The organism is Acidovorax sp. M2(2025) (genome assembly GCF_049330835.1).
Taxonomy (GTDB): domain Bacteria; phylum Pseudomonadota; class Gammaproteobacteria; order Burkholderiales; family Burkholderiaceae_C; genus Acidovorax.
On sequence record NZ_CP186262.1, the window covers coordinates 718,243 to 743,948 of the forward strand.

General features: G+C 68.9%; 27 protein-coding genes. 19 read left to right on the forward strand and 8 right to left on the reverse strand.

The features are described from left to right. Positions 1-1,530, forward strand: a complete 1,530-nt coding sequence (locus ACOYR3_RS03280; RefSeq protein WP_422845075.1) for a hypothetical protein — start codon at positions 1-3, stop codon at positions 1,528-1,530. Between the two features lie 31 nt (positions 1,531-1,561). On the opposite strand, the gene ACOYR3_RS03285 is transcribed toward ACOYR3_RS03280, so the two are convergent. Genes ACOYR3_RS03285 through ACOYR3_RS03310 form a run of 6 tightly spaced genes read right to left on the reverse strand, consistent with a single transcriptional unit; the run spans position 1,562 to position 8,767 of the window. Next, the gene (locus ACOYR3_RS03285; RefSeq protein ID WP_422845076.1) at positions 1,562-2,500 is read right to left on the reverse strand and encodes an NAD(P)H-dependent flavin oxidoreductase; all 939 of its coding nucleotides are present in this window, start codon (positions 2,498-2,500) and stop codon (positions 1,562-1,564) included. Further along, the gene (locus tag ACOYR3_RS03290) at positions 2,497-3,528 is read right to left on the reverse strand and encodes an NAD(P)H-dependent flavin oxidoreductase (RefSeq protein WP_422845077.1); all 1,032 of its coding nucleotides are present in this window, start codon (positions 3,526-3,528) and stop codon (positions 2,497-2,499) included. Before ACOYR3_RS03290 ends, ACOYR3_RS03285 begins: the two co-directional genes overlap by 4 nt. A 3-nt stretch (positions 3,529-3,531) precedes the next feature. Beyond that, positions 3,532-4,638: a CaiB/BaiF CoA transferase family protein gene (locus tag ACOYR3_RS03295; protein ID WP_422845078.1), complete on the reverse strand. Its 1,107-nt coding sequence runs from the start codon at positions 4,636-4,638 to the stop codon at positions 3,532-3,534. Further along, positions 4,635-6,764 (reverse strand): acetate--CoA ligase family protein, encoded by a 2,130-nt coding sequence (locus tag ACOYR3_RS03300; RefSeq protein ID WP_422845079.1) that lies wholly within the window; start codon positions 6,762-6,764, stop codon positions 4,635-4,637. The genes ACOYR3_RS03295 and ACOYR3_RS03300 overlap by 4 nt, the downstream gene beginning before the upstream one ends. Positions 6,765-6,770: 6 nt before the next feature. Continuing rightward, positions 6,771-7,907: an acyl-CoA dehydrogenase family protein gene (locus ACOYR3_RS03305; RefSeq protein ID WP_422845080.1), complete on the reverse strand. Its 1,137-nt coding sequence runs from the start codon at positions 7,905-7,907 to the stop codon at positions 6,771-6,773. Between the two features lie 50 nt (positions 7,908-7,957). Further along, on the reverse strand, positions 7,958-8,767 hold the full coding sequence (locus ACOYR3_RS03310; protein ID WP_422845081.1) for an IclR family transcriptional regulator: 810 nt from the start codon (positions 8,765-8,767) through the stop codon (positions 7,958-7,960). A 191-nt stretch (positions 8,768-8,958) separates the two neighbouring features. Between ACOYR3_RS03310 and ACOYR3_RS03315 the strand changes: the two genes are divergently transcribed. The 11 genes from ACOYR3_RS03315 (at position 8,959) to gph (ending at position 17,684) form a co-directional block, all read left to right on the forward strand. Then, entirely contained in the window at positions 8,959-9,939 is a 981-nt protein-coding gene (locus ACOYR3_RS03315; RefSeq protein WP_422845082.1) for a Bug family tripartite tricarboxylate transporter substrate binding protein, read from the forward strand. Positions 9,940-10,003: 64 nt separating this feature from the next. Continuing rightward, the gene (locus ACOYR3_RS03320) at positions 10,004-10,435 is read left to right on the forward strand and encodes a Zn-ribbon domain-containing OB-fold protein (protein WP_422845083.1); all 432 of its coding nucleotides are present in this window, start codon (positions 10,004-10,006) and stop codon (positions 10,433-10,435) included. Further along, positions 10,432-11,607 (forward strand): thiolase family protein, encoded by a 1,176-nt coding sequence (locus tag ACOYR3_RS03325; RefSeq protein ID WP_422845084.1) that lies wholly within the window; start codon positions 10,432-10,434, stop codon positions 11,605-11,607. Before ACOYR3_RS03320 ends, ACOYR3_RS03325 begins: the two co-directional genes overlap by 4 nt. 33 nt (positions 11,608-11,640) lie before the next feature. After that, on the forward strand, positions 11,641-12,450 hold the full coding sequence (locus ACOYR3_RS03330; RefSeq protein ID WP_422845085.1) for an enoyl-CoA hydratase/isomerase family protein: 810 nt from the start codon (positions 11,641-11,643) through the stop codon (positions 12,448-12,450). Between the two features lie 52 nt (positions 12,451-12,502). Further along, complete coding sequence (locus ACOYR3_RS03335; RefSeq protein ID WP_422845086.1) at positions 12,503-13,318, forward strand: SDR family NAD(P)-dependent oxidoreductase; 816 nt, start codon at positions 12,503-12,505, stop codon at positions 13,316-13,318. Between the two features lie 89 nt (positions 13,319-13,407). Further along, complete coding sequence (locus tag ACOYR3_RS03340) at positions 13,408-14,376, forward strand: Bug family tripartite tricarboxylate transporter substrate binding protein (protein ID WP_422845087.1); 969 nt, start codon at positions 13,408-13,410, stop codon at positions 14,374-14,376. Continuing rightward, positions 14,376-15,194 carry an SDR family NAD(P)-dependent oxidoreductase gene (locus ACOYR3_RS03345; RefSeq protein ID WP_422845088.1) on the forward strand — a complete coding sequence of 273 codons (819 nt, stop codon included), beginning with the start codon at positions 14,376-14,378 and terminating at the stop codon, positions 15,192-15,194. Before ACOYR3_RS03340 ends, ACOYR3_RS03345 begins: the two co-directional genes overlap by 1 nt. Positions 15,195-15,205: 11 nt before the next feature. Next, the gene (locus ACOYR3_RS03350) at positions 15,206-15,709 is read left to right on the forward strand and encodes a nuclear transport factor 2 family protein (RefSeq protein WP_422845089.1); all 504 of its coding nucleotides are present in this window, start codon (positions 15,206-15,208) and stop codon (positions 15,707-15,709) included. Beyond that, positions 15,709-16,518, forward strand: a complete 810-nt coding sequence (locus ACOYR3_RS03355; RefSeq protein ID WP_422845090.1) for an SDR family NAD(P)-dependent oxidoreductase — start codon at positions 15,709-15,711, stop codon at positions 16,516-16,518. The genes ACOYR3_RS03350 and ACOYR3_RS03355 overlap by 1 nt, the downstream gene beginning before the upstream one ends. An 82-nt stretch (positions 16,519-16,600) precedes the next feature. Then, positions 16,601-16,900 carry a putative quinol monooxygenase gene (locus ACOYR3_RS03360; RefSeq protein ID WP_422845091.1) on the forward strand — a complete coding sequence of 100 codons (300 nt, stop codon included), beginning with the start codon at positions 16,601-16,603 and terminating at the stop codon, positions 16,898-16,900. A 151-nt stretch (positions 16,901-17,051) separates the two neighbouring features. Continuing rightward, the gene (gene gph, locus ACOYR3_RS03365; RefSeq protein ID WP_422846516.1) at positions 17,052-17,684 is read left to right on the forward strand and encodes a phosphoglycolate phosphatase; all 633 of its coding nucleotides are present in this window, start codon (positions 17,052-17,054) and stop codon (positions 17,682-17,684) included. Positions 17,685-17,741: 57 nt separating this feature from the next. On the opposite strand, the gene ACOYR3_RS03370 is transcribed toward gph, so the two are convergent. Together ACOYR3_RS03370 and ACOYR3_RS03375 are read right to left on the reverse strand one after the other, a co-directional pair. Continuing rightward, positions 17,742-19,352, reverse strand: a complete 1,611-nt coding sequence (locus ACOYR3_RS03370) for a methyl-accepting chemotaxis protein (protein ID WP_422845092.1) — start codon at positions 19,350-19,352, stop codon at positions 17,742-17,744. A 156-nt stretch (positions 19,353-19,508) separates the two neighbouring features. Next, positions 19,509-20,099 carry a chalcone isomerase family protein gene (locus ACOYR3_RS03375; RefSeq protein WP_422845093.1) on the reverse strand — a complete coding sequence of 197 codons (591 nt, stop codon included), beginning with the start codon at positions 20,097-20,099 and terminating at the stop codon, positions 19,509-19,511. Positions 20,100-20,465: 366 nt separating this feature from the next. Here ACOYR3_RS03375 and trpE point away from each other — a divergent pair, with 366 nt between their 5' ends. Genes trpE through trpC form a run of 7 tightly spaced genes read left to right on the forward strand, consistent with a single transcriptional unit; the run spans position 20,466 to position 25,686 of the window. After that, the gene (gene trpE, locus ACOYR3_RS03380; protein WP_422845094.1) at positions 20,466-21,965 is read left to right on the forward strand and encodes an anthranilate synthase component I; all 1,500 of its coding nucleotides are present in this window, start codon (positions 20,466-20,468) and stop codon (positions 21,963-21,965) included. Then, the gene (locus tag ACOYR3_RS03385) at positions 21,962-22,312 is read left to right on the forward strand and encodes a chorismate mutase (protein ID WP_291486893.1); all 351 of its coding nucleotides are present in this window, start codon (positions 21,962-21,964) and stop codon (positions 22,310-22,312) included. The genes trpE and ACOYR3_RS03385 overlap by 4 nt, the downstream gene beginning before the upstream one ends. 5 nt (positions 22,313-22,317) lie before the next feature. Beyond that, entirely contained in the window at positions 22,318-22,902 is a 585-nt protein-coding gene (locus ACOYR3_RS03390; RefSeq protein ID WP_422845095.1) for an aminodeoxychorismate/anthranilate synthase component II, read from the forward strand. After that, on the forward strand, positions 22,899-23,651 hold the full coding sequence (locus tag ACOYR3_RS03395) for a LysE family translocator (RefSeq protein ID WP_422845096.1): 753 nt from the start codon (positions 22,899-22,901) through the stop codon (positions 23,649-23,651). Before ACOYR3_RS03390 ends, ACOYR3_RS03395 begins: the two co-directional genes overlap by 4 nt. Before the next feature lie 17 nt (positions 23,652-23,668). Beyond that, positions 23,669-24,706, forward strand: coding sequence for an anthranilate phosphoribosyltransferase (gene trpD, locus ACOYR3_RS03400; protein ID WP_422845097.1), 1,038 nt, complete (start codon positions 23,669-23,671; stop codon positions 24,704-24,706). 7 nt (positions 24,707-24,713) lie between these two features. Continuing rightward, the gene (locus tag ACOYR3_RS03405; RefSeq protein ID WP_422845098.1) at positions 24,714-24,890 is read left to right on the forward strand and encodes a hypothetical protein; all 177 of its coding nucleotides are present in this window, start codon (positions 24,714-24,716) and stop codon (positions 24,888-24,890) included. Next, entirely contained in the window at positions 24,880-25,686 is an 807-nt protein-coding gene (gene trpC, locus ACOYR3_RS03410; RefSeq protein WP_422845099.1) for an indole-3-glycerol phosphate synthase TrpC, read from the forward strand. Before ACOYR3_RS03405 ends, trpC begins: the two co-directional genes overlap by 11 nt. The last annotated feature ends 20 nt before the right edge of the window (positions 25,687-25,706 follow it).

The window sequence follows — 25,706 nt, forward strand, 5'->3', positions numbered from 1 at the left end:
ATGAACGCCACCCTCGCAACCCTGGTGGTGGCCGTGGCCAGCGCCGCCGCCACCGTGGCCGCTGAAGCTGCACCCACGTCCCCCGCCCCCGTGCCTGGCACCCTCGGCACCGCCATCGTGGTGCAGGACCAGGCCAGCTTGCGCGCCGCACCGCGCGATGGCGCCCAGCAGCAGACCGTGCTCTGGCAGGGTGAAGTGCTGGAAGTGCGCGGCGAGCGCCTGGACTACCTGCAGGTGTGGGACCACAAGCGCGAGCGCGGCGGCTTCGTCCGCGCCAGCGACGTGCGCCGCATGGCGCTCACCGAGGCCGAAGGGCCCGCGCTGCTGGCCGTGGCGCGCTTTGTGCAGGACACGCCGGGCGCCGAGGCGCTGGGCATCGGCCTCATCGCCGCCTACCTGCAGGCCGCGCCGGCCCAGACATTGGCGGGCGCGGAGGGTGCGCAGGCCTTCGATGCGCTGGGTGCCTTTGCCGACCGGCTGGCGCGCCGCGCCTCGGCGGCTGTGCCGGGCAAGGCCTCGGGCGCCACGCTGTCGGCACACCTGGACGTGGCCAGCGGCTACGGCGTGCGCTTTGCCACCTACGAGGTCGAAGGCCGCATGCAGGTCTGCTACGACGGCGAGGCTTTTCGCCGCCTGCTGGCCATGCCCGCGGCCGATGCCGGGCAGCGCGCCCGCGCCGCCCTGGCGCTGACCCGCCCCGAGTGCATCAACCCCGACCTGCCGGCACATGAGCGCGCCAAAGTCATCGCCTGGCAGGCCGACGTGCTGGAGCGCGCGGACGTGGCCGGCCTGCCCGGCTACCTGCGCAACCGGGTGCAGATGCGCCGCGCCAGCGTGTGGGGCGCGACGGCCTTCCAGCAGGCCCGCAAGAACACCGCCGACCCGGCCGTGGCCGCCGCCGCGGCGCGCGCCCTGGCGGAGTTCGCGGGCGTGAGCCGGGCCGATCTGACGGACGAAGACCAGAGCGCCTACAACGACGCCGCCATGCGCGTGAGCGCCGTGCGCTGGGCCCTTGTGCCCAGCGTGGCGGCCGTGGCGCCCGCCGGTTCGCGCCCCGCATTGCGCACCGAGCCCGGCGCCCCCGGCGAAACCTGCGTGCTGCTGGTGGATGCCCAGCACACCGCCCAGGCCGCGCTGCTGCGCCGCTGCACCTATGGCGTGGTGTGGATGGCATCGGCCAGCACCAACCGCGAGGGCACGGCCGTGGCGCTGGCCGTGCAGCCCCTGGAAGGCTGGCGCGAGCTGTGGGTGCTGCGCAAGAGCGAAGGCGGCTGGGTGGCCGATGTGCTGCCCCCCGCACCCGCCACGCCCGAGACCGGCGTGGCCGAGTGGGCCGGCTGGGTGCCCGGCGGCCAACAGATGCTGGTGGCCCGCGAAGCCCGGGGCCAGGGCCGCTACCGCAAGAGCTTCGAGGTGGTGCGCCTGGACGGACTGACCACGGAGCGCGTTACCGGCGACGTGGCCGCGCTGCCCCTGTTCCAGCGCTGGCAGGACGCGGGGTGGAAGCGGCAGACGCTGAGCCTGCGGTGAGGCAGCAGGCCGGGGCAGGGCGGTGCCGCCGTCAGCCGGCCGCGTTGAACTCCGCGTGCATCGACTGCACCAGCTCGGCGACCGGCGGCAAGGCATTCACGCCCGACACGGAATGCCCCGCGCTCCAGAGGTCTGCCCAGCGCTGGATGACGGCGCTTTCCGAACCGCCGCCAAACTTCTCGCGGGCCGCCTGCACCGACACGGTTTCGTCCAGGTCGTCGGGGTCCAGGCCGACCCGGACGATGGAGGGCTTCAGGAAGTTGGCGGGCAGCCCCGTGAAGGCGCGCGTGGCCAGCACATCGTCCATGGAGCTGTGCAGCAGCATCTGCTTGTATGGGTCCGAGGCCAGGCTCTCCTGGGTGGCGATGAAGCGCGTGCCCACGCACCCCAGGTCGCAGCCCAGGACCGTGGCGGCGCGCAGGGCAACGCCGTCCGACAAGCCGCCCGACAGCACGATGGGGCCGTTGAACAGCTGGCGCACGGCGCGCACGAAGGCGAACGGGTTGGCCCAGCCGGTGTGTCCGCCTGCCCCCGAGGACAGCAGCACCAGGCCGTCGACGCCCGCCTCTAGTGCGCGCTCCGCGTGGTGCAGCGATGCCACGTCGGCCAACACCCGGCAGCCGCCGTCGTGCAGCGTGGGAATCACCGAGGCCGGCGAGCCCACGCTGGTGATCACCAGCTCGGTGCGGTGCCGCACGATCAGATCCACCTCGGCCTTGAGCCGCTCGGGGCTGCGGCGCATGATGAGATTTGGACAGTACGGGGCCCGCTGCGGCTGTTCGGCAGCCTCGCGGTTCAGGCGCTGCAGCCAGGCCTCAAACTCGTCCAGCGATGCGCAGTTGGCCGTCGGGAAGGCGCCAATGACGCCCGCAGCACAGGCCGCCGACACCAATTCAATCCCCGAGACGCGCAGCATGGGCGCTGCAATGACCGGCACCACCAGCCGGTCCATGAAAGGCAATCGGTTCATCGTTTTTGCTCCATCGAATTCATTGCATCCAATGCGTCGGTGGCCGTGATGGCGCGCAGGGCGGCGATGGCCTGCACCGCCTCCGCCACCAGGCCGTCCACGATCGCCTGCAGCGGCTCGATCCGCCGGGCGAACGCGATCGAGGGCCCGAGCGAGGCCATGCCCTGCTGCCAGTCGCCCTGCGCGTAGCAACGGTCGCGCGTGGTGGTGCCGCTGATGAGGTCGCCGAAGGCCGCGTGGTCCCGGGCGCCGGCCTGCTCGATGGCCTGCACCTGACGTGCGGTCTCGTTGCGCAGCACGCGCCAGGTGCTGCCCAGCGACTGCAGCAGGCGCACCGTGGAGTGCTCGTCGCAGGTCAGCAGGTGCTCCTTGTAGCGGGGGTGCGTGCGGATTTCTTCGCACACCAGAAAGCGGCTGCCGATGAGCACGCCATCGAGTCCTTGGGCCAGTGCCGCCGCCAGCTGCCTGCCGCGCCCGATGCCGCCCCCCAGTACCACGGGCACGCTGAACTGGCCCTGGGCGAGCGCACCCATCAGCATGGTGGGCAGCTCGTTTGTGCCGGGGTGCCCGCCTTCCTCCATGCCGACGAGCGCGATGGCATCGGCGCCAGCGCGTTCTGCGGACAGCGCGTGGCGGATGCTGGAGGCCTTGTGGACCACGATGGCGTTGGCCCGGTGCAGCGCGGCGATGAGTTCCGCCGGCGCATGCCCCGCGGTCTCAAAGATCCTCACGCCCTGCGCCAGGGCGGCATCCATCCAGCGCGGAACCATGGCGTTGGCTTCAGGCCGGTGCGAGAGCGTGAGGTTCACGCCAAAGGGCTTGCCGTGGGTCAGCTCCGCGCATAGCGCGAGGGCATCCCGGAAATCCGCTTCGCTGGCATACGACCGGGGCGTGATGAAACCCATGCAGCCCGCATTCACCAGCGCCGCCACATACCGGGCGTCGGACAGCCACATCAGGCCGCCTCCCAGAATGGGGTGGTCGATCCCCAGCAGCTGGGTGATGCGCGTGCGCAGGACGGCGGCCATGGCTCAGTCGATCCCCGCGCCCAGCGGCGGCGCGCCCGCCAGGTCGGTGCCGCCCATCCCCTCCAGGGCCACCGGAAAGCGGACCCAGGGCATGTCATCCCCCGTGGCAAACTTACCACGCGAGGCAAAGTGCGCCTGGGCCGACAGTTCGGCGGGGTGCACCACCGGCGCGGCGGGAACGTCGTGACGGCACAGCAGCCCGAAGGCTTCCCGCGAATCCAGGGGCTCCAAGGCCTGCGCAATGCGCCGGTTGATCGCATCAGCGACTGCCTTGCGTGCCTTGTGCGCGGCGTACTCCGGCCCATCGAAGGGCGCGAGCGGCAGGGCAGTGCACAGGCGCTTCCAGAAATGGTCTTCCAGCGCGGCAATCGACACGTAGCGCCCATCCTTGCACCGGAACGCGCCGTAGGCGGCCTTGACCAGCGTGGCCTCGCGCTGCGCCTGCACCGTGCGGGCACCGGCCGACCGGTAGGCGCCCAGCCGTGGGTTCATCCAGTGCAAGGCGCAATCCGCCAGCGCCACGTCCAGGTACTGCCCCCGGCCCGTGGTCTCGCGCTGGAACAGCGCGGCGAGCGTGGCGGACAGTGCGTACATGGTCCCGCACAGATCGGCCACCGGCAGCCCGAAGCTCTGCGCGGGGGCGCCGTCCGACGGGCCCGAGACGGCCAGCACCCCGGCGGCGGCCAGGTAGTTGATGTCATGCCCCGGCAGGTCGGCCCAGGGCCCCGTCTGGCCGTAGCCACTGAGGGACACATAGATGAGGCGCGGGTAGGCCTGGCAGAGTGCGGCGGCATCCAGGCCCAGGCGCGCCATCACGCCCGGGCGGTAGGACTCGACCACCACGTCGGCCGACGCGATCAACTCGCGAACCTGGGCGCGCTGGGTTTCGTCCTTGAGGTCCACCAGCAGGCTCTGCTTGCCCCGGTTCACAGCCGCGAAGGCACCCTGGCCCAGGTGGCGCGCGTTGTCGCCGTGCGGAGGGCGCTCGATCTTGAGGATGCGCGCGCCCATCTCCGCCAGGTTCTGCGTCAGGAAGGGCCCTGGCAGCAGCTCGCTGAAATCGACCACCGTGATGCCCTGCAGCGGCGGCCGGGCTGTGGTGGCGGTCATGCGGCGGTTCTTTCGATGATCACGGCGTCGAGCGGCAGCACGCCCTCGCCTTGCGCGCCAATCCACACGGGGTTGAGGTCCATTTCCTCGATGCGGCCTGCGTTGCGCATCACGAAGTCCGAGAGGCGCAGCAGCAGCGTTTGCAGCGCCTCCAGGTCCGCCGGTGGCCGGCCGCGTGCGCCCTCCAGCAGGGGGAAGCACCGCATCTCGCGGACCATCGCGGCAGCCTCGCTGGCAGAAAGCGGCAGCATGCGCCGGGTGACGTCGCGCAAGATCTCCACGTAGATGCCGCCCAGGCCGAAGGTCATCACAGGGCCGAACACCGGGTCGCGCGTGACGCCGACCATCAGCTCCATGCCGCCACGCGGCGCCATCTTCTCGATCAGCAGGCCGTCGATGTGCGCGTCGGGACGGTGGTGCTTCGCAGCCGCCATGATGTCCTCCCACGCTTGGCTCAGTTCGTCGGCGTTCTGCAGCCCCACGATGACGCCGCCGATGTCGGACTTGTGCACGATCTGCTCGCTGGCGATCTTGGCGACTACCGGGTAGCCCATGGCGTCGGCCGCTGCGACGGCTTCCTCTACCGAGCGGGCCAGGGCGTTGGGCAGCAGCGGGATGCCGGCCGCCAGCAGCTGGGACTTGGCCTCGGCCTCGGACAGGCTGCGCGTGGCGCGGGCGGGCGGCAGCGCCGCCACGGGGTTCAGCTGCGTGTGCGTGCCGCGGGTGCGCTTCCAGCGGCCATAGTCGATCCAGCGCTGGATAGCTTTGATGGCCTTGCCCACCGACCGCGGCGGCGCGAATCCGGCTTCGACGAGCATGCGGTAGCCCTCGCCCATGCGGTCGCTCATCCAGATGGGCAGGATGGGTGTGGCGCACCCCTTCTGCGCCGCGATGATGGTGCGCGCCAGCTGGATGGTGGTCTCGCCGTAGTCCAGCGCGATGGGAACGATCACGCAGCCCAGGTTCGGGTCCGCCGCCACGGCGCTCAGCGACTTTTCGATCAGCGCCGCATCGCTCAGCACGGCGGCGGTGGTGTCCACCGGGTTGTCCAGCGCGGCGAAGTCGGGCAGCAGCGCGGCCAGGACTTCCCGCGTGTGCGGAGCAAACTGCGCCAGGGTCAGGCCTGCCGTGCCCACGGCGTCTGCCGTCAAGGCCGCCGTGCCGCCCGACGAGGTGTAGATGGCCACCCCTTCGCTGGGCGCCGGCTCGCCGCGTGCAAACAGCCAGGCGGTATCGACCAGCTCGTCGATGTCGTCCACCTCGATCACGCCGCACTGCTGGAACACGGCACTGTTCACCTCGGCCGACCCTGTCAGGGACGCGGTGTGGGATTGCGCCGCCTTTTGCCCGTAGGCCGACTTGCCCACCTTGAGTGCAATCACGGGCTTGCCGTTGGCCGCGGCGCGGTTCACGGCGGCCACGAACTTTGCGCCGTCCTTGATGCCCTCCAGCAGGGTCACGATCACCTTGATGTCGGGGGCGTCGGCCATGTAGTGGATGAAGTCCGCCACCTGCAGATCCACCTCGTTGCCGGTGGAGGCCCACAGGCCGATGCCGATGCCCCGGTCCATGGCCTGCATCACGTTGCGCCCCAGGCCGCCGCCCTGTGTGGCCAGGCCGATCGGTCCCTTCACCAGGTCGTGCGGGAAGGAAGGCGAGAAGGTCAGGCCCAGGCGGTGGTTGACGTTGGTGAGGCCGGGGCAGTTGGGACCGTACAGGCGCATCCCGCCCGCGTCGGCAATCTCCTTGAGCCGCGCCTGGGCGCGCTCGCCTTCTTCGCCCGCCTCGCCAAAGCCCGAGGTGAGCACGATGGCGAAGGGTACGCCCCGGGCTGCACACTCCTCGGCCACCGCCAGCACGCCGGAGGCGGGCACCACGATCACCGCCACGTCCGGCGTGGCGGGCAGCGACGCGATGCTGGGCCAGCAGCGGCGGCCGCGGATCTCCGCCTTGGTCGGGTTGACGAGGTAGATGTCTCCGTCGAACTCCGAATGGTCCAGCAAGTTGGTCAGCGTGCGCTCGCCAATGCTCTGCGGGCGGTCCGAGGCGCCGACAAGGGCAATCGAGCGGGGGCGGATCAGTCGTGAAAGGTCGGTCAATCTTGTCTCCTGGTTGTTCTCTGGCATGGAGGCTCAGGCAATCGCCGAGATGCCCAGGATTTCGCGGCCGGCGATCAGGGTCTGCACTTCGGTGGTGCCTTCGGGGATCGTGCCGCCGCGCGTGTCGCGGAAGATGCGCTCGATGGGGTACTCGGTGGCATAGCCCAGGCCGCCATGTACTTGCAGGGCCATGCTGGCCACCTCGTGCGCGGCCTCGGTGGCGTAGAGCTTGGCAATGGAGCAGGCAGTGCGCGCATCGGCATTGGCATCCAGCGCCGCGGCGGCGCGCAGGCCCAGCGCACGCGCGGCTTCCACGCGGATCGTCATGTCCACGATGAGCTTTTGCACCAGCTGGAAGCTGCCGATGGGCTTGCCGAACTGCGTGCGGGTGCGCGCGTAGTCGATGGACAGGTCGAGCGCTGCCTGCGCGGCGCCGACCGCGCCCATGGCGATGTTGACGCGGGCGCTGTCCAGCCCCATCAGCATCTTCTTGAGCGCGTTGCCTTCTTCGCCCAGCAGGTTCTCGCGCGGCACCTTGACGTTGTCGAACGAGAGCTCCGCCGTGCCGGTGCTGCGCAGGACCATCGTGTCCACAGGCCGCATCTCGTAGGGGGAAACGTCGCGCTCCACCAGGAAGGTGGAGAGTCCGCCCTGGCAATCCGGGCTGAACGTGCGGGCGACCACGATGCCGAAGTCCCCAAAGGCGCCGTTGGTGATCCACAGCTTGCGGCCGTTGAGCACGTAGTGGTCGCCCTGCAAGTCCGCACGCGTCTGCACCTGGGCGATGTTGGAGCCCGTGCCCGGCTCGCTGATGGCGTTGAACACGCGGCGCTTCGACGCCAGCAAGGGCTTGAGGAAGCGCTCGCGCTGCTCCTCGTTGGCCTCTGCCGCCAGCTTGTTGATGGCGGCGTTGGTGATGTTGACCATGGTCCGCAGCGACAGCCAGGTGTAGCCGGCTTCCTCCATGAGCATGGCCCAGGTCATCTGGTCCATGTCCATGCCGCCCTGGGCCTCGGGCAGCCGGCCGCCGATGTACCCGAACTGGGACAGCTCCTGGAGCAGTTCGAACGGGAAGGTCTTGCCCTTGTCGTGCTGGGCGACGTGGGGCGCGACTTCGCTTTTCATGAAGCGGCGCACGCTGTCGCGCAGCATCTCTTGTTCGGAATTCATGGCGGCAAACATGGAACGGTCTCCTGGTAGTGAATGCGTGGGCCCCGCCGCTAGGCGGGGCTGGTGTCTTTGGTGCCGGCGCTGCGCCGCCCCGTGGGGGCCCGCAGTGGCGGCGGGGCGTTGGGTGCGTGGAATACGAGGGCCTGCACCTCCTTGAGGGCCTGCAGGCAGGCCTCCTGCGTGCGGCGCAGCCGCTCCGTGGGGCCGGCAATCGACAGGGCGAGCGGTTCGTCGCCCAGGTAGCCGGCCACGGCGATGGCGGCCAGGCCGTCAAAGCCTTCGTTTTCCACCCACATCCAGCCTTGCTGGCGGGCCTGCTCCACCTGGGCCTCCAGCACCGCGAGGTCGGTGATGGAGCCGGGGGCAATCTGCTTGAGCGGCTTGAGCCGCAGCTGGCGCGCGGCCTCCTCGGGCGTGCCCAGCGACAGGACGGCCTTGCCCAGGGCAGAGACGTGCAGCGCGATCTTGTTGCCCACGTTTTCCACGTAGCGCAGCGGGTGCGTGCCTTCCGCAAAGGCCAGCACCTTCACCACGCCGGCCTCGACCCGGCCGCACATGCCCGTCTCGCCGGTCTTGTCGCGCAGCAGTTCGCAGGCCTCCGACGCCACTGCGTAGAGCGAGTCCCCCGCGGCAATGCCTTTGGCGATGGTGAGCAGCCGGGCCGTGGGATAGAAGCGCCGCGTGCGCGCGGTGCGCATCAGGTACCCCAGCTCGTGCAGCGTGTGCAGCAGGTCGGAGCAACTGCTCTCCGGCAGGTCCATCAGGCGTGCGAGGTCGGAATTGGAGAGTTCACGGCGCTCGCGGGCGAAGACCTCCAGCAGGGCCATGGTGCGCGAGGCGGCGGGGACGATGGTGGGCATTTCTTACTCCGGTATTTCGTAGATATCAACGAATCATAGTCCGTGGATACCAATGAAACGATAGCTTTGGCAGGCCATTTTCCCGGGATTCCTTTGTCAATCGCGCGACTCGAGGTATTGCATGTCTACGAAATATTGAAGTATTCTACGACCAGCCGCAATCAAGTGGCAACAAAAAAACGGAGACAAGCATGCGTAGAACCTTGCGAAAACTGGTCGTTTTTGGTGTGGCCTCGCTGGCCTTCGGCGTCCTTCATGCGGCGGGCGATGCCTGGCCCAGCAAGCCGATCACCTTTGTGGTGCCGTTCCCGCCCGGGGGCATCACGGACAACACGTCGCGGCTTCTGGCCAAGCTGCTCAGCACGCAGCTAGGGCAGTCGGTGGTGGTGGACAACCGCCCGGGCGCCGGCGGCTCCATCGGGGTCGAGTCGGCTTCGCGCCAGCCGCCGGACGGCTACACCCTCATTTACGGCACGCAGGGAACGCATGGCGCCAACCTGGCGCTGTACAAGAACGTGCGCTATGACCCGGTGGCGGACTTCGTGCCCGTGCACGCCATGTCCGAGACGCCGCTGATGCTGGTCATCAATCCCTCGCGCCCGTTCAAGACGGTGCCCGAGCTGATTGCCTACGCCAAGGCCAACCCCGGCAAGCTCAACTACGGCTCCGCGGGGCCGGGCACCGGCACCCACCTGACGGCCGAGCTGTTCCAGAGCGCGGCAGGCATCAAGATGACCCACGTGCCGTACCGCGGCAGCGCCCCCGCGCTCACTGACCTCATGGCCGGCAGCATCGACCTGATGTTCGACTACCCGGCCGTGGTGCTGCCCCAGGTGCAGGCGCAAAAGCTCAAGGCGCTGGCCGTCACCTCCAAGGCGCGGCTGCCGAGTTCGCCCGACGTGCCCACCGTGGGGGAACTGGGCGTTCCGGAAGCCGAGTCCACGGCCTGGGGCGCGGTATTTGTGCCGGCCAAGACGCCGCCGGACATCGTCAAGCGCCTGGGCGACGAGATCGCCAAGGCCATCGTGAACCCCGAAATGCTGCAGGCCACCGAGAAGTTCGGCAGCGTTCCGCTTGTCGGCCTGCGCGACGCCAAGCTGGGCGCCTTCGTGAAGTCGGAGATGACCCGCTGGCGCGCCGTGGTCCAGCAGTCCGGCGCCAAGCTCGATTGATAGGCCGGGCGGCGCCCGCACGGCCGCCCACGTTCCCCTTTGTTCCTTGACCCCCATCCTGCCCATGACTGATACCCAGGCTTCCTTGAAGCCGGCGCAGCCCACGCTCTACGCGCTGGCTGAAGACGGCCGCTCCCTCCATTTCCTCTTCACGCAATGCAGCGCCTGCGGGGGCTTAAGCTTTCCGGCGAATGTGCCGGGCTGCATGCATTGCGGGCAGCCGCTGGAGGGTGCCGCGCAAGTCACCCGCCCCGGCGGCGGGGAACTGCTGGAATTCGTCACCCTGCACGTGCCGCTGCTGCCGGGCATGGCCGCGCCCAGCATTGCCGGCGACATCCGCATTGCGCCCGGAATCATTGAGGAGGGGGTGATTGCCGTGGCCGATGAAGCGCTGCTGCGGCCCGGCATGGCCCTGCAGGCGGTGGCTGCGGTGAATGAAGCCGACGGCGTGTACGCCTGCCGCTTCGTCCCCGCCAACGCGGAGGCCGTGCAATGAGCCGCAGCGCTGAAACCCAGGCCGGTGGCTGGCTCGACGCCAACGGCGGCGTGTTCATTGCCGGCATCGGCCTGCACCCGTACCAGTTCCCCACCGAGACGCCCTACACGGTGCTGGGCCTCACGGCGGTGCGCGCCGCGCTGGCCGACGCAGGGCTGCCCTGGGACCGCGTGCAAAGCGCCTATGTGGGCACGACCTCCATCGGCATGGCCGCGGGCCGCGTGATGCTGCGCCACCTCGGCTCCTCCGGCCTGGCGGTGACGCAGGTGGAGAACGCTTCGGCCTCCGGCTCGTTCGCCTTCCGCCAGGCCTGCATGGAAGTGGCCACCGGCATGAGCGATGTGGTGCTGGCCGTGGGCGTGGACAAGCACGGCGATGGCCGCCGCGCCGCCAACAAGGACGGCCTGGAGCGGCTGAGCGAGACGGCCACGATCCCGGCGGTGAAGTTCGCCATGATGGCGCGCACCTACCTGCGCGAACGCGGCGCCTCGGTGGAGGAAATGGCCGGCGTGGCGGTGAAGAACCACGCCAACGCTGCGCGCAATCCGTTCGCGCAGTTCCGCAAGCCGCGCACGCTGGAGCAGGTGCTGGCGTCGCCCCGCGTGGTGGGCGACCTCACCGTGCAGCAGTGCTGCCCCCGGGGCGAAGGTGCGGCCGCCGTGATGGTGGTGTCCGGCCACGCGATCCGCAAGATGGGGCTGGATGCGCGCCGCTGCGTGCGCGTGCGGGCGTCGGTGGCGGGCAGCGAGCGCCCCGAGACGCACTACGGCGACAGCGCCGTGGAACTGGTGCGCAGCAGCGCGCAGGCGGCTTTTGAGCAAGCCGGCATCGCGCCCCAGGAGCTCGACCTGCTGGAACTGCACGACGCCTTTTCGGTGGAGGAGCTGCTGTACAGCGAGGCCATTGGCGTGTGCGACCCCGGCGAGGGCGCGCGCTACCTGGCGCGCGGAGATTCGCAGATCGGCGGCCGCTGCGCCATCAACGCCTCGGGCGGCCTCATCGGCATGGGGCATCCGCTGGGCCCCACCGGCATCGGCCAGTTGGCGGAAATCACCCGCCAGCTGCGTGGCGAGGCCGAAGGCCGCCAGCATGCCCACGCCCGCTGGGGCATGGCCCACATGATCGGGCTCGGCTCCGTCTCCGTCGCCCATGTGCTCTCGGCATCCGCCTGAAGCGCCCCCTGCCCATTCTTTGAAAGCAAGCCAATGACGACCCCTGACATCCAGGACCTGGGCACGCTGCTCTATGAAGTGCGTGACCGCGTGGCCGTGATCACGCTGAACCGGCCCGACCGGATGAACACGCTGGGCGGCACGATGAAGACCGACCTCGCCCGCGCCTTCTTTGAACTGGCGAGAAACGATGACCAGGTGAGGGCGGTCCTCGTCACCGGCAGCGGAGACAAGGCGTTCTGCGCTGGTGCCGACATCAAGGAGCGCGCCACCGACGTGGTGCGCGGCACGGAATACTTCGTGCGCCAGAAGGCCACCCACGAGCTATTCCGCAACATCGAGGAGTTCGAGAAGCCCGTCGTTGCCGCCATCAATGGCGTGGCCCTGGGCGGCGGGCTGGAGATCGCGCTGTGCTGCGACCTGCGCATCGCCGCCGACCACGCCCGCTTCGGCCTTCCGGAGCTCAAGCTGGGCGTGATCCCCGCGGCCGGCGGCACGCAACGCCTGCCCCGCGTGATTGGCGAGGCCCGCGCCAAGGAATTGATCCTCACCGCCGATCTGGTGGATGCCGAAACCGCGCTGCGCTACGGGCTGGTCAGCCGCGTGCTGCCGCAGGCCGGGCTGATGGCCGCCGCGATGGAGCTGAGCCAGCGCATCGCCCGCCATCCCCCGCTGGCCGTGCGCTTTGCCAAGCGCGCCATCAACCGCGGCATGCAGACCGACCTGGACTCCGGTCTGGAGTACGAGCGCTATGCGGCTTCCATGATCGTCGACAGCGAAGACCGCCTCGAGGGCATGCGCGCCTTCGTCGAGAAGCGCGAACCCCAATTCAAGGGACAGTAGTGCGGTACCGCACGCGTTCCCCCATTCAGACAGCAAACACGAAAGGAATCCCATGCAACTCGGATTGAACGGACAGGTCGCGCTGGTCACCGGCGGCGGCCAAGGGGTGGGTCGGCAGATCTGCATCGAACTGGCGGCGGAAGGCGCGCGCGTCGTGGTGAACGACCTGTTTGCCGAGCGCGCCCAGGCCGTGGCCGATGAAATCAACGCCAGCGGCGGCCAGGCTTACGCCGCGCCCGCAGACATCACCCAGCTGGAGGCGGTCGATGCCATGGTGGCCGATGCCGCCCGGCACTTCGGCGCGCCCATCACGGTGCTCGTGAACAACGCGGGCATCATCCCCGAGCGCCGCGAGAAAGGCGGCCGCACGCCCCCCTTTGTCGATACGCCCGTGGCGGACTGGGCCAAGATCGTGAACCTCAACGTCTACGGCACGCTGCACTGCTGCCGCGCCGTGCTGCCGGGCATGGTCGGGCGCAAGACGGGCCGCATCATCAACATCATCTCCGAGGCGGGCCGCATCGGCGAGGCCAACATGGCCGTGTATTCCGGCGCCAAGGCAGCCATTGCCGGCTTTGCCAAGGCCCTCGCGCGGGAGCACGGCCGCCACGCCGTCACCGTCAACTCGGTGGCCCTGGGCGCCGTGTCGCACGAGGGCATCAAGGACGGCCCGCTGAACATCCACGCCACGGTGGAGAACAACGAGCTGCTGGGCAAGATGCTCAATGCCTACCCCATCTCCAAGGGCGTCGGGCGCCTGTCGCGGCCGGCCGATGTGTCGGGCATCGTGGCGTTCCTGGCCTCGGACCGGGCGCTGTTCATCACGGGGCAGACCATCGGCGCCTCGGGCGGTTTCGCCATGGTGTGAGGCAAGGCGGAGCGCCCCGGCGCCCGCCGCGGGCTGCACCCCACGCTGCGGCACCGCATGTCCAAAAAAAAGATGAAGGAGACAAGTCCATGATGAACCGCCGCCATTTCTCGGCCTCCCTGGGGGCTCTGGCCCTCTCGCCATCGGCCTTCGCGCAGGGCAGCTACCCGCAGCGCCCCATCACCCTCGTCGTGCCGTTCTCCGCGGGCAGCGTGGTGGATGTGCAAGCGCGCCTGATCGCGCGGGCGCTGAGCGACAACCTGGGCCAGCCCATCGTCATCGACAACCGGGTGGGCGTGAGCGGCTCCATCGGCGCCGAGTTCGTGTCCCGCGCCGCGCCCGACGGGTACACCCTTCTGATCGGCACGCAGGGAACGCAGGGCACGAACACGGCCCTCTTCAAGAACATCCGGTACGACCCGGTCAAGGACTTCGTAGCCATCCACGGGCTCACCGGGAACGCGAACGTGCTGGTGGCCCACCCCGGCATGAAGTTCAGCACCGTGGCCGATGTGATTGCCTTTGGCAAGCGCAATCCTGGCAAGCTCAACTTTGGCTCCGGCGGCAACGGCACGTCGGCGCACCTGTGCCTGGAACTGCTGCAGACCGAGACGGGTGCGCGCTTCAACCACATCCCCTACAAGGCCAGCACGGCGGCCATGGTCGACCTGATCGCCGGCAACCTGGACGTGATGTTCGACTACGTGCAGACCTCGCGGGCGCAGATCCGCGACGGGAAAATCACCGCGCTGGCCGTCACCAGCCCTGGCCGCCTCGCCGTGCTGCCCCAGGTGCCCACCATGGCCGAGGCCGGAATCCCCAGCGTGGTGGCCATGAACTGGGGCGGCGTCTTTGCCCCGGCCCACACGCCCGCGCCCATCGTCAAGCGCTTGTCCGACGCGGTGGGGCAGGCGCTGAAATCCCCCGAGGTCACGGCGTCGCTGGACGCGGTCTCGAGCGTCAAGATGGGCATGCCGCACGAGGAGTTTGCGCCCTTCGTGGCGGCCGAGGCCGCCAAGTGGGGCGAGGTGATCCGCAAGTCCGGAGCAAGCCTGTGATGCCCGGCCCCCGCGTTGCCGTGGTCACCGGCGCGGGCAGCGGCATCGGCCGCGCGCTGGCCCTGGCTTGCGCCGGCCAGGGCATGGCGGTGGTGGCCGCCGACATCGAGGCTGAGGCCCTGGCGACCACCCAGGCGCTGGTGGAGGCGGCCGGCGCTGCTTGCCTGGTGCAGCGCTGCGACGTGTCCGACGCCGCGGACGTGGAGCGGCTGGCCGAGGCCAGCTGGCGCTGGCGAGGTGGCGTGGACTGGCTTTTCAACAACGCCGGCGTGGCCGTGCTCGGCACGGCCTGGGACGCCACGGACGACGACTGGCGGTGGGTGCTGGGCGTGAACCTGATGGGCGTGGTGCATGGCGTGCGCAGCTTCGTGCCGCGCATGCGCGCCCGAGGCACGCCGGCCCACATCGTCAACACCGCGTCGGCCGCCGGCCTCGCCACCGTCGGGGGCTCTGCGGTGTACTGCGCCAGCAAGCACGCGGTCGTCGCCTTCTCGGAATGCCTGGCCAAGGACCTGGAGCAGGCGGGCTCGCCCATTGGCGTGTCCGTGCTGTGCCCCTCCCTGGTGGCCACGCGCATCAATGAGTCACGGCGCAACCGGCCCGCCGCGTTGCCAGAGGCCGGCCCCACGGCCGCAGCCTATGAAGAGCGGGTGCGCGCCGGCATGGCCGCCTCCGCCGTCAGCGCCGAGGATGTCGCGCGTGCCGCCGTCGAGGCGATTCACGCGCGCCGCTTCTACGCCATTCCCCACGCCCACACGGGCGCGTCCGTGAGGGAGCGCGCCCAAAAAATCATGGGCGATTTCCACGACATTCACTAGGAGACTTTTCCATGACGGCAACCCACCCACCGGCCGGGCTTGCGGCCCTTCAGGACCCCATCCAGGCGCTCACGGAGCGCGTGGAACGGATGGAGAGCATCGAAGCCATCCGCGCGCTGCGCGCCCGCTACCACGAGCTCGTGAACGAGGACGCGGGCCACCGCCTGTACGAACTGTTCGCCCCCGACGCCTGCGTGGCCTACGGCGGGCGCCCCGAAGTGCGGGGCCGCGACAACATCCGTGCGTTCTTCGCTGCGTTTCCGGTGCAAACGGCCCGGCAGTTCATCCACAGCCATGCCGTGCAGGTGCAGGGCGACCGGGGCACGGGGTCCAGCTACCTGGACGGCCGGCCCGTGCGCGACGGCAAGAGCTTTTATGTGGTGGGCCGCTTTGACGACGAATACATCCGCCTGGACGGGCAGTGGTTCTTCCAGCGTGTCACCTTGAGCGTGCACTACATGATCGAGGCCGCCGAGCGCTGGGACCACCTGATTCCGCTGCAAGGAGCCCGTTGATGCGCACTGCTGAAACCATGGCCTCGTTGCCTTCCTTGTTTGATCTGACCGGCCAGCGGGCGCTGGTGACCGGAGCCGCCAGCGGCCTCGGGCTGGCCATCGCAGAAGCCCTCCTGGACGCCGGCGCGCAAGTCGTGCTGTCCGACAGCAACGCCCCGGCGCTGGACGCCGAAGTGCAGCGCCTGCGCCTGACGCACGCCAAGGTGCAGCAGCGGGTGATCGATGTGAGCGATGGCGCCGAGGTGGACCGCCACATCGACGCCCTGGCGGCCGAGGGGCCCATCGATTGCGTCTTTGCCAACGCGGGCATGAGCGCCGGGCGCGGCTTCCTGGTGGAGCAGGGGCGCCTGGAGAACGTGGACCCCGCATCGTGGGAACGGGTGCTGCAGGTGAACCTCAGCGGCGTGCTGGCCACGCTGCGCGCAGCCGCGCGCCACATGAAGCCCCGGCAGCAGGGGCGGATCATCGTGACCTCGTCCATCGCCGGGCTGCGCTCGGAGGCGAACTCCGGCTATGCCTACGTGGCCTCCAAGGCCGCGGTGAACAACCTTGTGCGCCAGGCGGCCATCGAGCTGGCGCCGTTCAACGTCCTGGTCAACGCCATGGCCCCCGGCCCCTTTGCCACCGGCATCAACGGAGGCCGCCTGCGCCTGCCGGAGAGCGCCGAACGCATGCGCACCTACATTCCGCTGGGCCGCATCGCCGAGCCGCGCGAGATCCAGGGGCTGGCGCTGCTGCTGGCGTCACGGGCGTCGAGCTACATGACAGGCGCCATCATCCCCATCGACGGCGGCGCCAGCGCGCGTTGAGCGTGGGGCCAACCGTCCATTCGTCCGTTCATTCGTCCGTTCATTCATTCGTTCCACCACAACGCGAAGAGGAACCCTCCCCATGATCATCGTCACAGGCCATGTCATCGCACGCCCAGGCACGGAGGCCGAGGTGGAGCGCCTGGCCGTGGAGCACGTGCTGCGCTCCCGGGCGGAGCCGGGGTGCGTGTCCCACGAGGTCAGCCGCGACGTGCAGCAGCCGCTGCGCTTCGTGTTCACCGAGCGCTGGAGCGACATGGCCGCGCTGCAGGCGCATTTCCAGGTGGAGGCCTCGCGCGCGTTTGCGCAGGCCATGGCCGGGCTTTGCGAGGGCCGCCCGCAGATGGACATCTACCAGGCGGAGGCCGTCCGGCGGGGTTGACGCCGGCGGGGCGAGGGCGGCAGCGGCGGGGCGGCTTGCACGGGCCGCTACCATTCCCGGCATTCCAAGCTTTCCCTCATCGGCTGTTGTGAACCTCATTCCGGTAACTCCGTCCCGCGTGGACGCCGCCATCATCGACCTGGACGGCACCATGGTGGACACGTTGGGCGATTTCAGCGAAGCGCTCAACCGCATGCTGCAGGACCTGCGCCTGCCCGCCATCGCGGCGGCCCAGATCGAATCCATGGTCGGCAAGGGCTCCGAGCACTTGCTGCGTTCAGTGCTCCACCATGTGCTGGCGCCCGTGGATAAAGCGCAAGCCGCTATCGAAATTGAAGCGCTGTATCCGCAGGCCTGGGCCAGCTACCAGCGGCACTACCTGGCCATCAACGGCCGGTACGCCGCGGTGTACCCGGGGGTGGAGGCGGGGCTGGCCGCGTTGCGCGCGGCGGGCGTGCGCCTGGCGTGCCTGACCAACAAGCCCACCGCGTTTGCGCTGCCGCTGCTGGAGGCCAAGGGCCTGCGGGGGTACTTCGCCCAGGTGTTCGGCGGCGATGCCTTTGAGCGCAAGAAGCCCGACCCGCTGCCGCTCACCAAGACCTGCGAAGCCCTGGGCACGGCGCCGGCGCGCACGCTGATGGTGGGGGACTCCAGCAACGACGCGCAAGCGGCGCGCGCTGCGGGCTGCCCGGTGGTGCTGGTCACCTACGGCTACAACCACGGCCAGCCGGTGCGGGCCGTGGATGCGGACGGGTTTGTGGATTCGCTGGGAGAGTTGCTCTAAAAATAGGAGCTGCTAGCGCTTTCCAGTTCTCGATTCCAATGAGAAAGATGCTTGGAATCAAGAGCTGGCAAGCGCTGGCAGCTCTCTTTTTGAGAGTGCCTGCAGCCCTGCGGAAGCCTGGTGGGCGCCCGGCACGCGGAACACCGCCACGGCCTGCACCAGCTGGCCGGCCTGCGTCTTGAGGCTGTCGGCCGCGGCGGCGCTTTGCTCCACCAGGGCGGCGTTCTGCTGGGTGGTCTGGTCCATCTGGGTGATGGCCTCGCCCACCTGGCTCACGCCCTGGCTCTGCTCGCTGCTGGCGGCGCTGATCTCGCCCATGATGTCGGTCACGCGGCGGATGGCGGCCACCACCTCGGCCATGGTCGTGCCGGCCTTGTCCACCAGGGCCGTGCCGCGCTCCACGCGCTCCACGCTGGTGCCGATCAGGCCCTTGATCTCCTTGGCGGCTTCGGCGCTGCGCTGTGCCAGGCTGCGCACCTCGCCCGCCACCACGGCAAAGCCGCGGCCCTGCTCGCCGGCGCGGGCGGCTTCCACGGCGGCGTTGAGCGCCAGGATGTTGGTCTGGAAGGCGATGCCGTCGATCACGCTGATGATGTCGGCGATCTTCTTGCTGCTGTCGTTGATGCCCTTCATGGTGTCCACCACCTCGGCCACCACCGCGCCGCCCTGCTGGGCCACCGTGCTGGCGCTCACCGCCAGCTGGTTGGCCGTGCGCGCGTTGTCGGCGTTCTGGCGCACGGTGGAGCCCAGTTGCTCCATCGAGGCCGCCGTCTGCTGCAGGGCCGAGGCCTGCTGCTCGGTGCGGGCGGACAAGTCGTTGTTGCCGGTGGCGATTTCCACGCTGGCCGTGGCCACGCCTTCCGCGTTGTGGCGCACGTTGCCCACGATGGTGGCCAGCCGCGCCTGCATGGCGGCCAGGGCCTGCAGCAGCTGCGCGGTCTCATCGCGGCCGGCGGCGTCCACAGGGTGCGTCAGGTCGCCGTTGGCGATGCTCTCGGCGGCCTCTTTGCCCTGCTGCAGGGGCCGGATGATGGAGCGCGTCACGGTCCATGCCAGCAGCGCGCCCAGCGCCACGGCCACCAGCGTGCCCACCCCCAGCAACGCCTGGCTGGCCTGGGCCAGCGTGGCCGTGTCGGACTGGCTTTCCGCCAGCTGCCGGGCCATGGCCTTGCGCAGATCGTCCAGCGCCTTCAGGTACTGGTCGGCCAGCGGGCGCAGATCCTTGTCCACCATGGCCGGCACGTTGGGCTCGCCGCCCCGGTGGAGTTCGCGGATCTCGGACTGCTTGCCGTTGTAGGCATTGCGCGCGGTGGCAATGGCCGCCAGCAGCGCGCGGCCCGGCTCGCCCTGCACCAGCGCTTCGATGCGCCGCACCTTGGCGTCCACCCCTTGGGCGGCGGCCTGGGTGTCGGCCGCCAGCTTGTCCATGTAGTCGCGGTCAATGGCCTTGAGGAAGGCCTCCGTGCGCACCCAGTTCAGCCGGACCTCCGCCGCCCAGTCCTCCACCAGCATCTGCTGCTCGATCTCCTGCGTTGCCACCTGCTCGCTGGCGCGCTGCAGGCTGGCGATGCGCCACATGCCCGTGGCCGCAATCAGCGCGGTGATGAGCAGGATGGCTCCGAACGAGGCGCCCAGGCGCAGTCCGACGGGAAAATGGCTGAGTTTCATGCTGATGAGCGCCCAAGGGTTGGAAAGGCAAAGGCCCAGGCAGGGCCGGCGAAGCGGGCACCGCGTCGCTTACACAAGGTTACGTGCGGGCCCGCGCCGCGCTTGTCGGCCGTGCGACACGCAGGGGCCTGATTTCGTGAGGGTTTGTCCGAGGGGTCAGGCCGGCTTGCCCAGCAAGGCGTCCTTGAGCTTCCAGTCGGCGGGCACATTGCCCAGCCAGATCCCCAGCAGCGCGTTGAAGAACTCCGGCTCCTTGAAGGGCTCGCCCTGGGGCTTGCCCTTGACCGTGATCACCGTGCCCGTGCCGGGGATCCAGTCGACCATGAACTGGTCGCCGGCCTGCAGCTTCTTGTGGTCTGAAAAGATCTGGCTCATGCGCAGCACGCCCGGGATCAGCTTGGAGAACGCCGCCTTGTCCAGGTTGTCCTCCATGCCGCGCGAAAACAGCTTGCCCAGTTCGGACGAGTCGATCTCCCGCAGCATGGTGATGCTGATGCGCTTGGGCCCCTTGAGGGCCATCACCTCGGCGGGCGTGGTGGCCTTCTTCTCCAGGTACAGCCCCGCGGTGTAGACCTTGAAGACCGCCTTGTAGCGCACGCCCGCACCGTTGAGGTGGAGGGTGCTGGCATTGAGCTGGGCGGTGTCCTCGTATTTCACGTCCGCCACGGTCACGGGCTGGGCCGTGGCGCTTGCTGCCACCAGCAGGCAGGCCCCGGCCACGACGGCGCATTGGTGCAAGAACTTCATGCGCGGCTCCTCCAAAAAAAGAACGATCGTTCGTTTCTGGTGCCATTGTTGGCCTCTTCCGGCTGCCGTGCAACAGGGTTTTCGATGGGTTGTGCGATGTCGCATGCCGGGCGCGGCGGGGCCTGCAAAAAAGCTTTGCTACACTTTGCGGCATGTTCATTCATCACGTGTTCATCACAGGTTGCAGCGACCGGGGAGCCTGGCCCTGGCGTCAGCCTGCCGCATTGAACGCCTGATGGCACCTGGGCCGACGCCCCAGCGTGCACCCGTGGCGCCCGCCTGCAGCGGCGGGGCCGTTTGAATGGACCGCAGCGCCCCTTTTCATCGCACAGGGCCTACGCGCTGCCACAGCTGGGAGTTCTCCCCGTGATCACTGAACTTGAATTCAAAAGCCTGGCCGGCGAAGGCTACAACCGCATTCCGCTCATGGTCGAGGCGTTTGCGGACCTGGAAACACCGCTTTCCCTGTACCTGAAGCTTGCGCACACCAAGGACGGCGGCAAGCACAGCTTCCTGCTCGAATCCGTGGTGGGCGGCGAGCGCTTCGGGCGCTACAGCTTCATCGGGCTGCCCGCACGCACGCTGCTGCGCGCCAGCGGCTTCGGCGCCCAGGCGCGCACCGAAGTCGTCACCGACGGGCAGGTGGTCGAGACCGCGGCCGGCAATCCGCTGGACTTCATTGCGGAGTACCAAAAGCGCTTCAAGGTGGCGCTGCGGCCCGGCCTGCCGCGTTTTTGCGGCGGCTTGGCCGGCTACTTCGGCTACGACGCGGTGCGCTACATCGAGAAGAAGCTGGAGTCCACCTGCCCGCCCGACACGCTGGGCTGCCCCGACATCCTGCTGCTGCAGTGCGAGGAGCTGGCCGTCATCGACAACCTCTCGGGCAAGCTGTACCTCATCGTGTACGCCGACCCCGCCCAGCCCGAGGCCTACACCCGCGCCAAGAAGCGCCTGCGCGAGCTGAAGGAACAGCTCAAGTACTCGGTGAGCGCGCCCGTGGTGAAGGCCACCGAAAGCCATCCCGCCCAGCGCGACTTCGCCAAGGCCGACTACCTGGCCGCCGTGGAGCGCGCCAAGGAGCTGATCGCCGCCGGCGACTTCATGCAGGTGCAGGTGGGCCAGCGCATCCACAAGCGCTACACCGAAAGCCCCCTCTCCCTGTACCGCGCGCTGCGGTCGCTGAACCCGTCGCCGTACATGTACTTCTACGACTTCGGCGACTTCCACGTGGTGGGCGCCAGCCCCGAGATCCTGGTGCGCCAGGAGAAGACCGAAGAGGGCGCCAAGATCACCATCCGCCCGCTGGCCGGCACCCGCCCGCGCGGCGCCACGCCCGAGAAGGACAAGGCGACCGAGGTGGAACTCATCAACGACCCCAAGGAGCGCGCCGAGCACGTGATGCTGATCGACCTGGCGCGCAACGACATCGGCCGCATCGCCAAGACGGGCACCGTGAAGGTGACCGAGGCCTTCGCCGTGGAGCGCTACAGCCACGTGATGCACATCGTGAGCAACGTGGAGGGCATCCTGCACGACGGCATGACCAGCATGGACGTGCTCAAGGCCACCTTCCCGGCCGGCACGCTCACCGGCGCGCCCAAGGTGCATGCGATGGAGCTGATCGACCAGCTCGAACCCACCAAGCGCGGCCTGTACGGCGGCGCCTGCGGCTACCTCAGCTACGCGGGCGACATGGACGTGGCCATCGCCATCCGCACCGGCATCATCAAGAACGGCACGCTGTACGTGCAGGCCGCCGCGGGCGTGGTGGCGGATTCGGTGCCCGAGCTGGAGTGGAAGGAAACCGAGCACAAGGCCCGCGCGCTGCTGCGCGCCGCCGAACTCGTCGAGGAGGGCCTGGAATGAGCCGCGAGACCTCACGCGCCATCGACACCGTGCAGCACTGCACCACCATGGACGACGTGCGCGCCTATATCGACGCGCTGGATGACATCCTCGTGCCGCTGCTCGTGCAGCGCGGCGGCTACATGACGCAGGCCGCGCGCATCAAGCAGGATGCGGCGCAGGTGCGCGACGAGGGCCGCATCCAGGCCATCGTGGACCGCGTCCGCGCACGCGCTGCAGCCGAAGGCGGCCCGCCCGACGTGATCGAGGCCATCTACCGCAGCCTGATGGAGGCTTACATCGACTACGAACACCGCGAGTTCGCGCGCTTGCGCGCGGCCGCCCCCGGCACGGCACAGAAAGGGTGAACGCCATGAAACTGCTCATGATCGACAACTACGACAGCTTCACCTACAACATCGTGCAGTACTTCGGGGAGCTGGGCGCAGAGGTGGCGGTGTTCCGCAACGACGAGATCACCGTGGCCGACATCGAGGCGCGCCTGAATGCCGGGCAGCTCGACCGCCTGGTCATCTCGCCCGGCCCGTGCTCGCCGGCCGAGGCGGGCATCTCGGTGGCGGCCATCCAGCACTTTGCGGGCAAGCTGCCCATCCTGGGCGTGTGCCTGGGCCACCAGAGCATTGGCGCGGCGTTTGGCGGCACCATCGTCCGCGCGCAGGAGCTGATGCACGGCAAGACCAGCGTCATCACCACCACGCAAAAGGGCGTGTTCGCCGGCCTGCCCGAGAAGTTCACCGTCAACCGCTACCACTCGCTGGCCATCGAGCGCGCCACCTGCCCGGACGTGCTGGAGGTGACGGCCTGGACGGAGGACGGCGAGATCATGGGCGTGCGGCACAAGACGCTGCCGATCGAAGGCGTGCAGTTCCACCCCGAGAGCATCCTCACCGAACACGGCCACGCCATGCTCAAGAACTTCCTGGAGCAGCGCGCATGAACTTCATTGACGCCCACCAGCTGGTGATGTTCATCGCGGCCGGCTGGCTGCTGAACCTCACGCCGGGCCCTGACGTGCTCTACATCGTGACCAACGCACTCAAGTCCGGTACCCGCGCAGGCATCGTGGCGGGGCTGGGCATCACGGCGGGTTGCTTTGTGCACATCCTTGCCGCCGCCGTGGGCGTGGGCGCGCTGCTGGCCGCGTCGGCCACGGCGTTCACCGTGCTCAAGTGGATCGGCGCGGCGTACCTGATGTGGATGGGCGTGCGCATGCTGCTGTCCAAGCCCGGGGCCGGCAACGGCAACACGGCTGCACTGGCGGCCGCCCAGGCGGCCCCTGCGCAGCCCACGCCGCTCTCCAAGGTGTTCCTGGGCGGCTTCTGGACCAATGTGCTCAACCCCAAGGTCGCCATCTTCTTCCTGGCCTTCGTGCCGCAGTTCATCGCGCCAGGCGCGGACCACAAGGCGCTGGCCTTCGTGTTGCTGGGCGTGCTGTTCAACCTCAACGCCATCCCCGTCAACGTGGGCTGGGCGCTGGCGGCGTCGTGGATGGCGCGGCGCGCCGGGGTGATGGCCCGCCGCCGGGCCGCTCCCAAGGCGGGCCAGCCCACTCGGGGGGCAGCGAGTACACGCAGTGACGAGCGTGGGGGCCTTGTGCCTGGCATGCACTGGCTGGACCGCGTGGCGGGCGCCATGTTCATTGGCTTCGGGCTCAAGCTGGCTTTCACAGACCAGCCCTCTGCATAAATACCAGGAGATATTCCATGCCCATTACCCCCCAGGAAGCGCTGCAGCGCACGATTGAACACCGCGAGATCTTCCACGACGAGATGCTGCACCTGATGCGGCTCATCATGCAGGGCGAGCTGTCGCCCGTCATGACGGCCGCCATCATCACCGGCCTGCGCGTGAAGAAGGAAACCATTGGCGAGATCACCGCCGCCGCGCAGGTGATGCGCGAGTTCAGCACCAAGGTGCACGTCAAGGATGCCGCCCACATGGTGGACATCGTCGGCACGGGCGGCGACGGCGCCAATACCTTCAACATCTCCACCTGCTCCATGTTCGTGGCCGCCGCCGCGGGCGCCAAGGTCAGCAAACATGGCGGGCGCGGCGTGTCGAGCAAAAGCGGCAGCGCCGATGTGATGGAAGCCCTGGGCATCCACATCAACCTGAAGCCCGAGCAGATCGCCCAGTGCATTGCCGAGGTCGGCATCGGCTTCATGTTCGCGCCCAACCACCACCCGGCCATGAAGAACGTGGCCCCGGTGCGCAAGGAGCTGGGCGTGCGCACCATCTTCAACATCCTGGGCCCGCTGACCAACCCGGCCGGCGCGCCCAACATCCTGATGGGCGTGTTCCACCCCGACCTCGTCGGCATCCAGGTGCGTGCGCTGCAGCGCCTGGGCGCCGAGCACGCGCTGGTGGTCTACGGCCGCGACGGCATGGACGAAGTGAGCCTGGGCGCCGCCACGCTGGTCGGCGAGCTGAAGAACGGCCAGATTACCGAGTACGAGATCCACCCCGAGGATTTCGGCCTGGCCATGGCCAGCAACCGGGCCCTCAAGGTCGAAACGCCCGAACAGTCGCGCGAGATGCTGATCGGCGTGCTCAAGGGCGAGCCCGGCGCCGCGCAGGACATCGTCTGCCTGAACGCGGGCGTGGCGCTGTACGCGGCCAACGTGGTCGATTCCATCCCGGGCGGCATTGCCAAGGCCCGCGCCGCCATTGCGTCGGGCGCCGCGCTGGCCAAGCTGGAGCAGGTGGTCACGCGCACGCACGCGCTGGCCGCGGCCGCCTGACACCGCCATGTGGCGCGACCCCGGCACCTGGATCGCACTGGGCATCTCGGCCCTGTTCATCGTGGCCGGGTTCGTGATGCACCGCGTGTTCGTCCGCATCCTGAAACAGGGCTCGCCCGGGCCCGCTGACGCCGATCCTGGCACCCCACCCGACAACCCCAAGGCCACGCACCATGAGCAGTGACATCCTCAACAAAATCGTCGCCGTCAAACACGAAGAAGTGGCTGCCGCCAAAAAGCGCGTGCCGCTGCCCGCCATGCGCGCCGATGCCGAGAGCCGCGTGCTCACACGCGACTTCGAGGGCGCGCTGCGCGCCAAGATCGCCAAGGGCCAGGCCGCCGTGATTGCCGAAGTCAAGAAGGCCAGCCCCAGCAAGGGCGTGCTGCGCGCCGACTTCGAGCCCGCCGACATCGCCCAGAGCTACATGGAAGGCGACGGCAAGGTCAGCGCAGCCTGCCTGTCGGTGCTGACCGACCGCCAGTTCTTCCAGGGCCAGCCCGACTACCTGAAGCAGGCCCGCGCCAGCACCACGCTCCCCGTGCTGCGCAAGGACTTCATGGTGGATGCGTACCAGATCTACGAATCGCGTGCCATGGGCGCCGACGCCATCCTGCTGATCGCGGCCTGCCTGGACGATGCGCAGATGGCCGACTTTGAAGCCATCGCCCGCAGCCTGGACATGGCGGTGCTGGTGGAGGTGCACGACCGGCCCGAACTGGAGCGGGCCCTGAAGCTCAAGACCCCGCTGGTAGGCATCAACAACCGCAACCTGCGTACGTTCGAGGTCACGCTCGAAACGACTTTGGGCATGCTCAAGGACGTGCCCGCCGACCGCCTGCTGGTCACCGAGTCCGGCATCCTGAAGCCTGCCGACGTGAAGACGATGCGCGACGCGGGCGTGCACGCCTTCCTGGTGGGCGAGGCCTTCATGCGCGCCGACGACCCGGGCCTGGCGCTGGCCAAGCTGTTTGCGGCCTGATTTCAATTGCTATTGAAAAT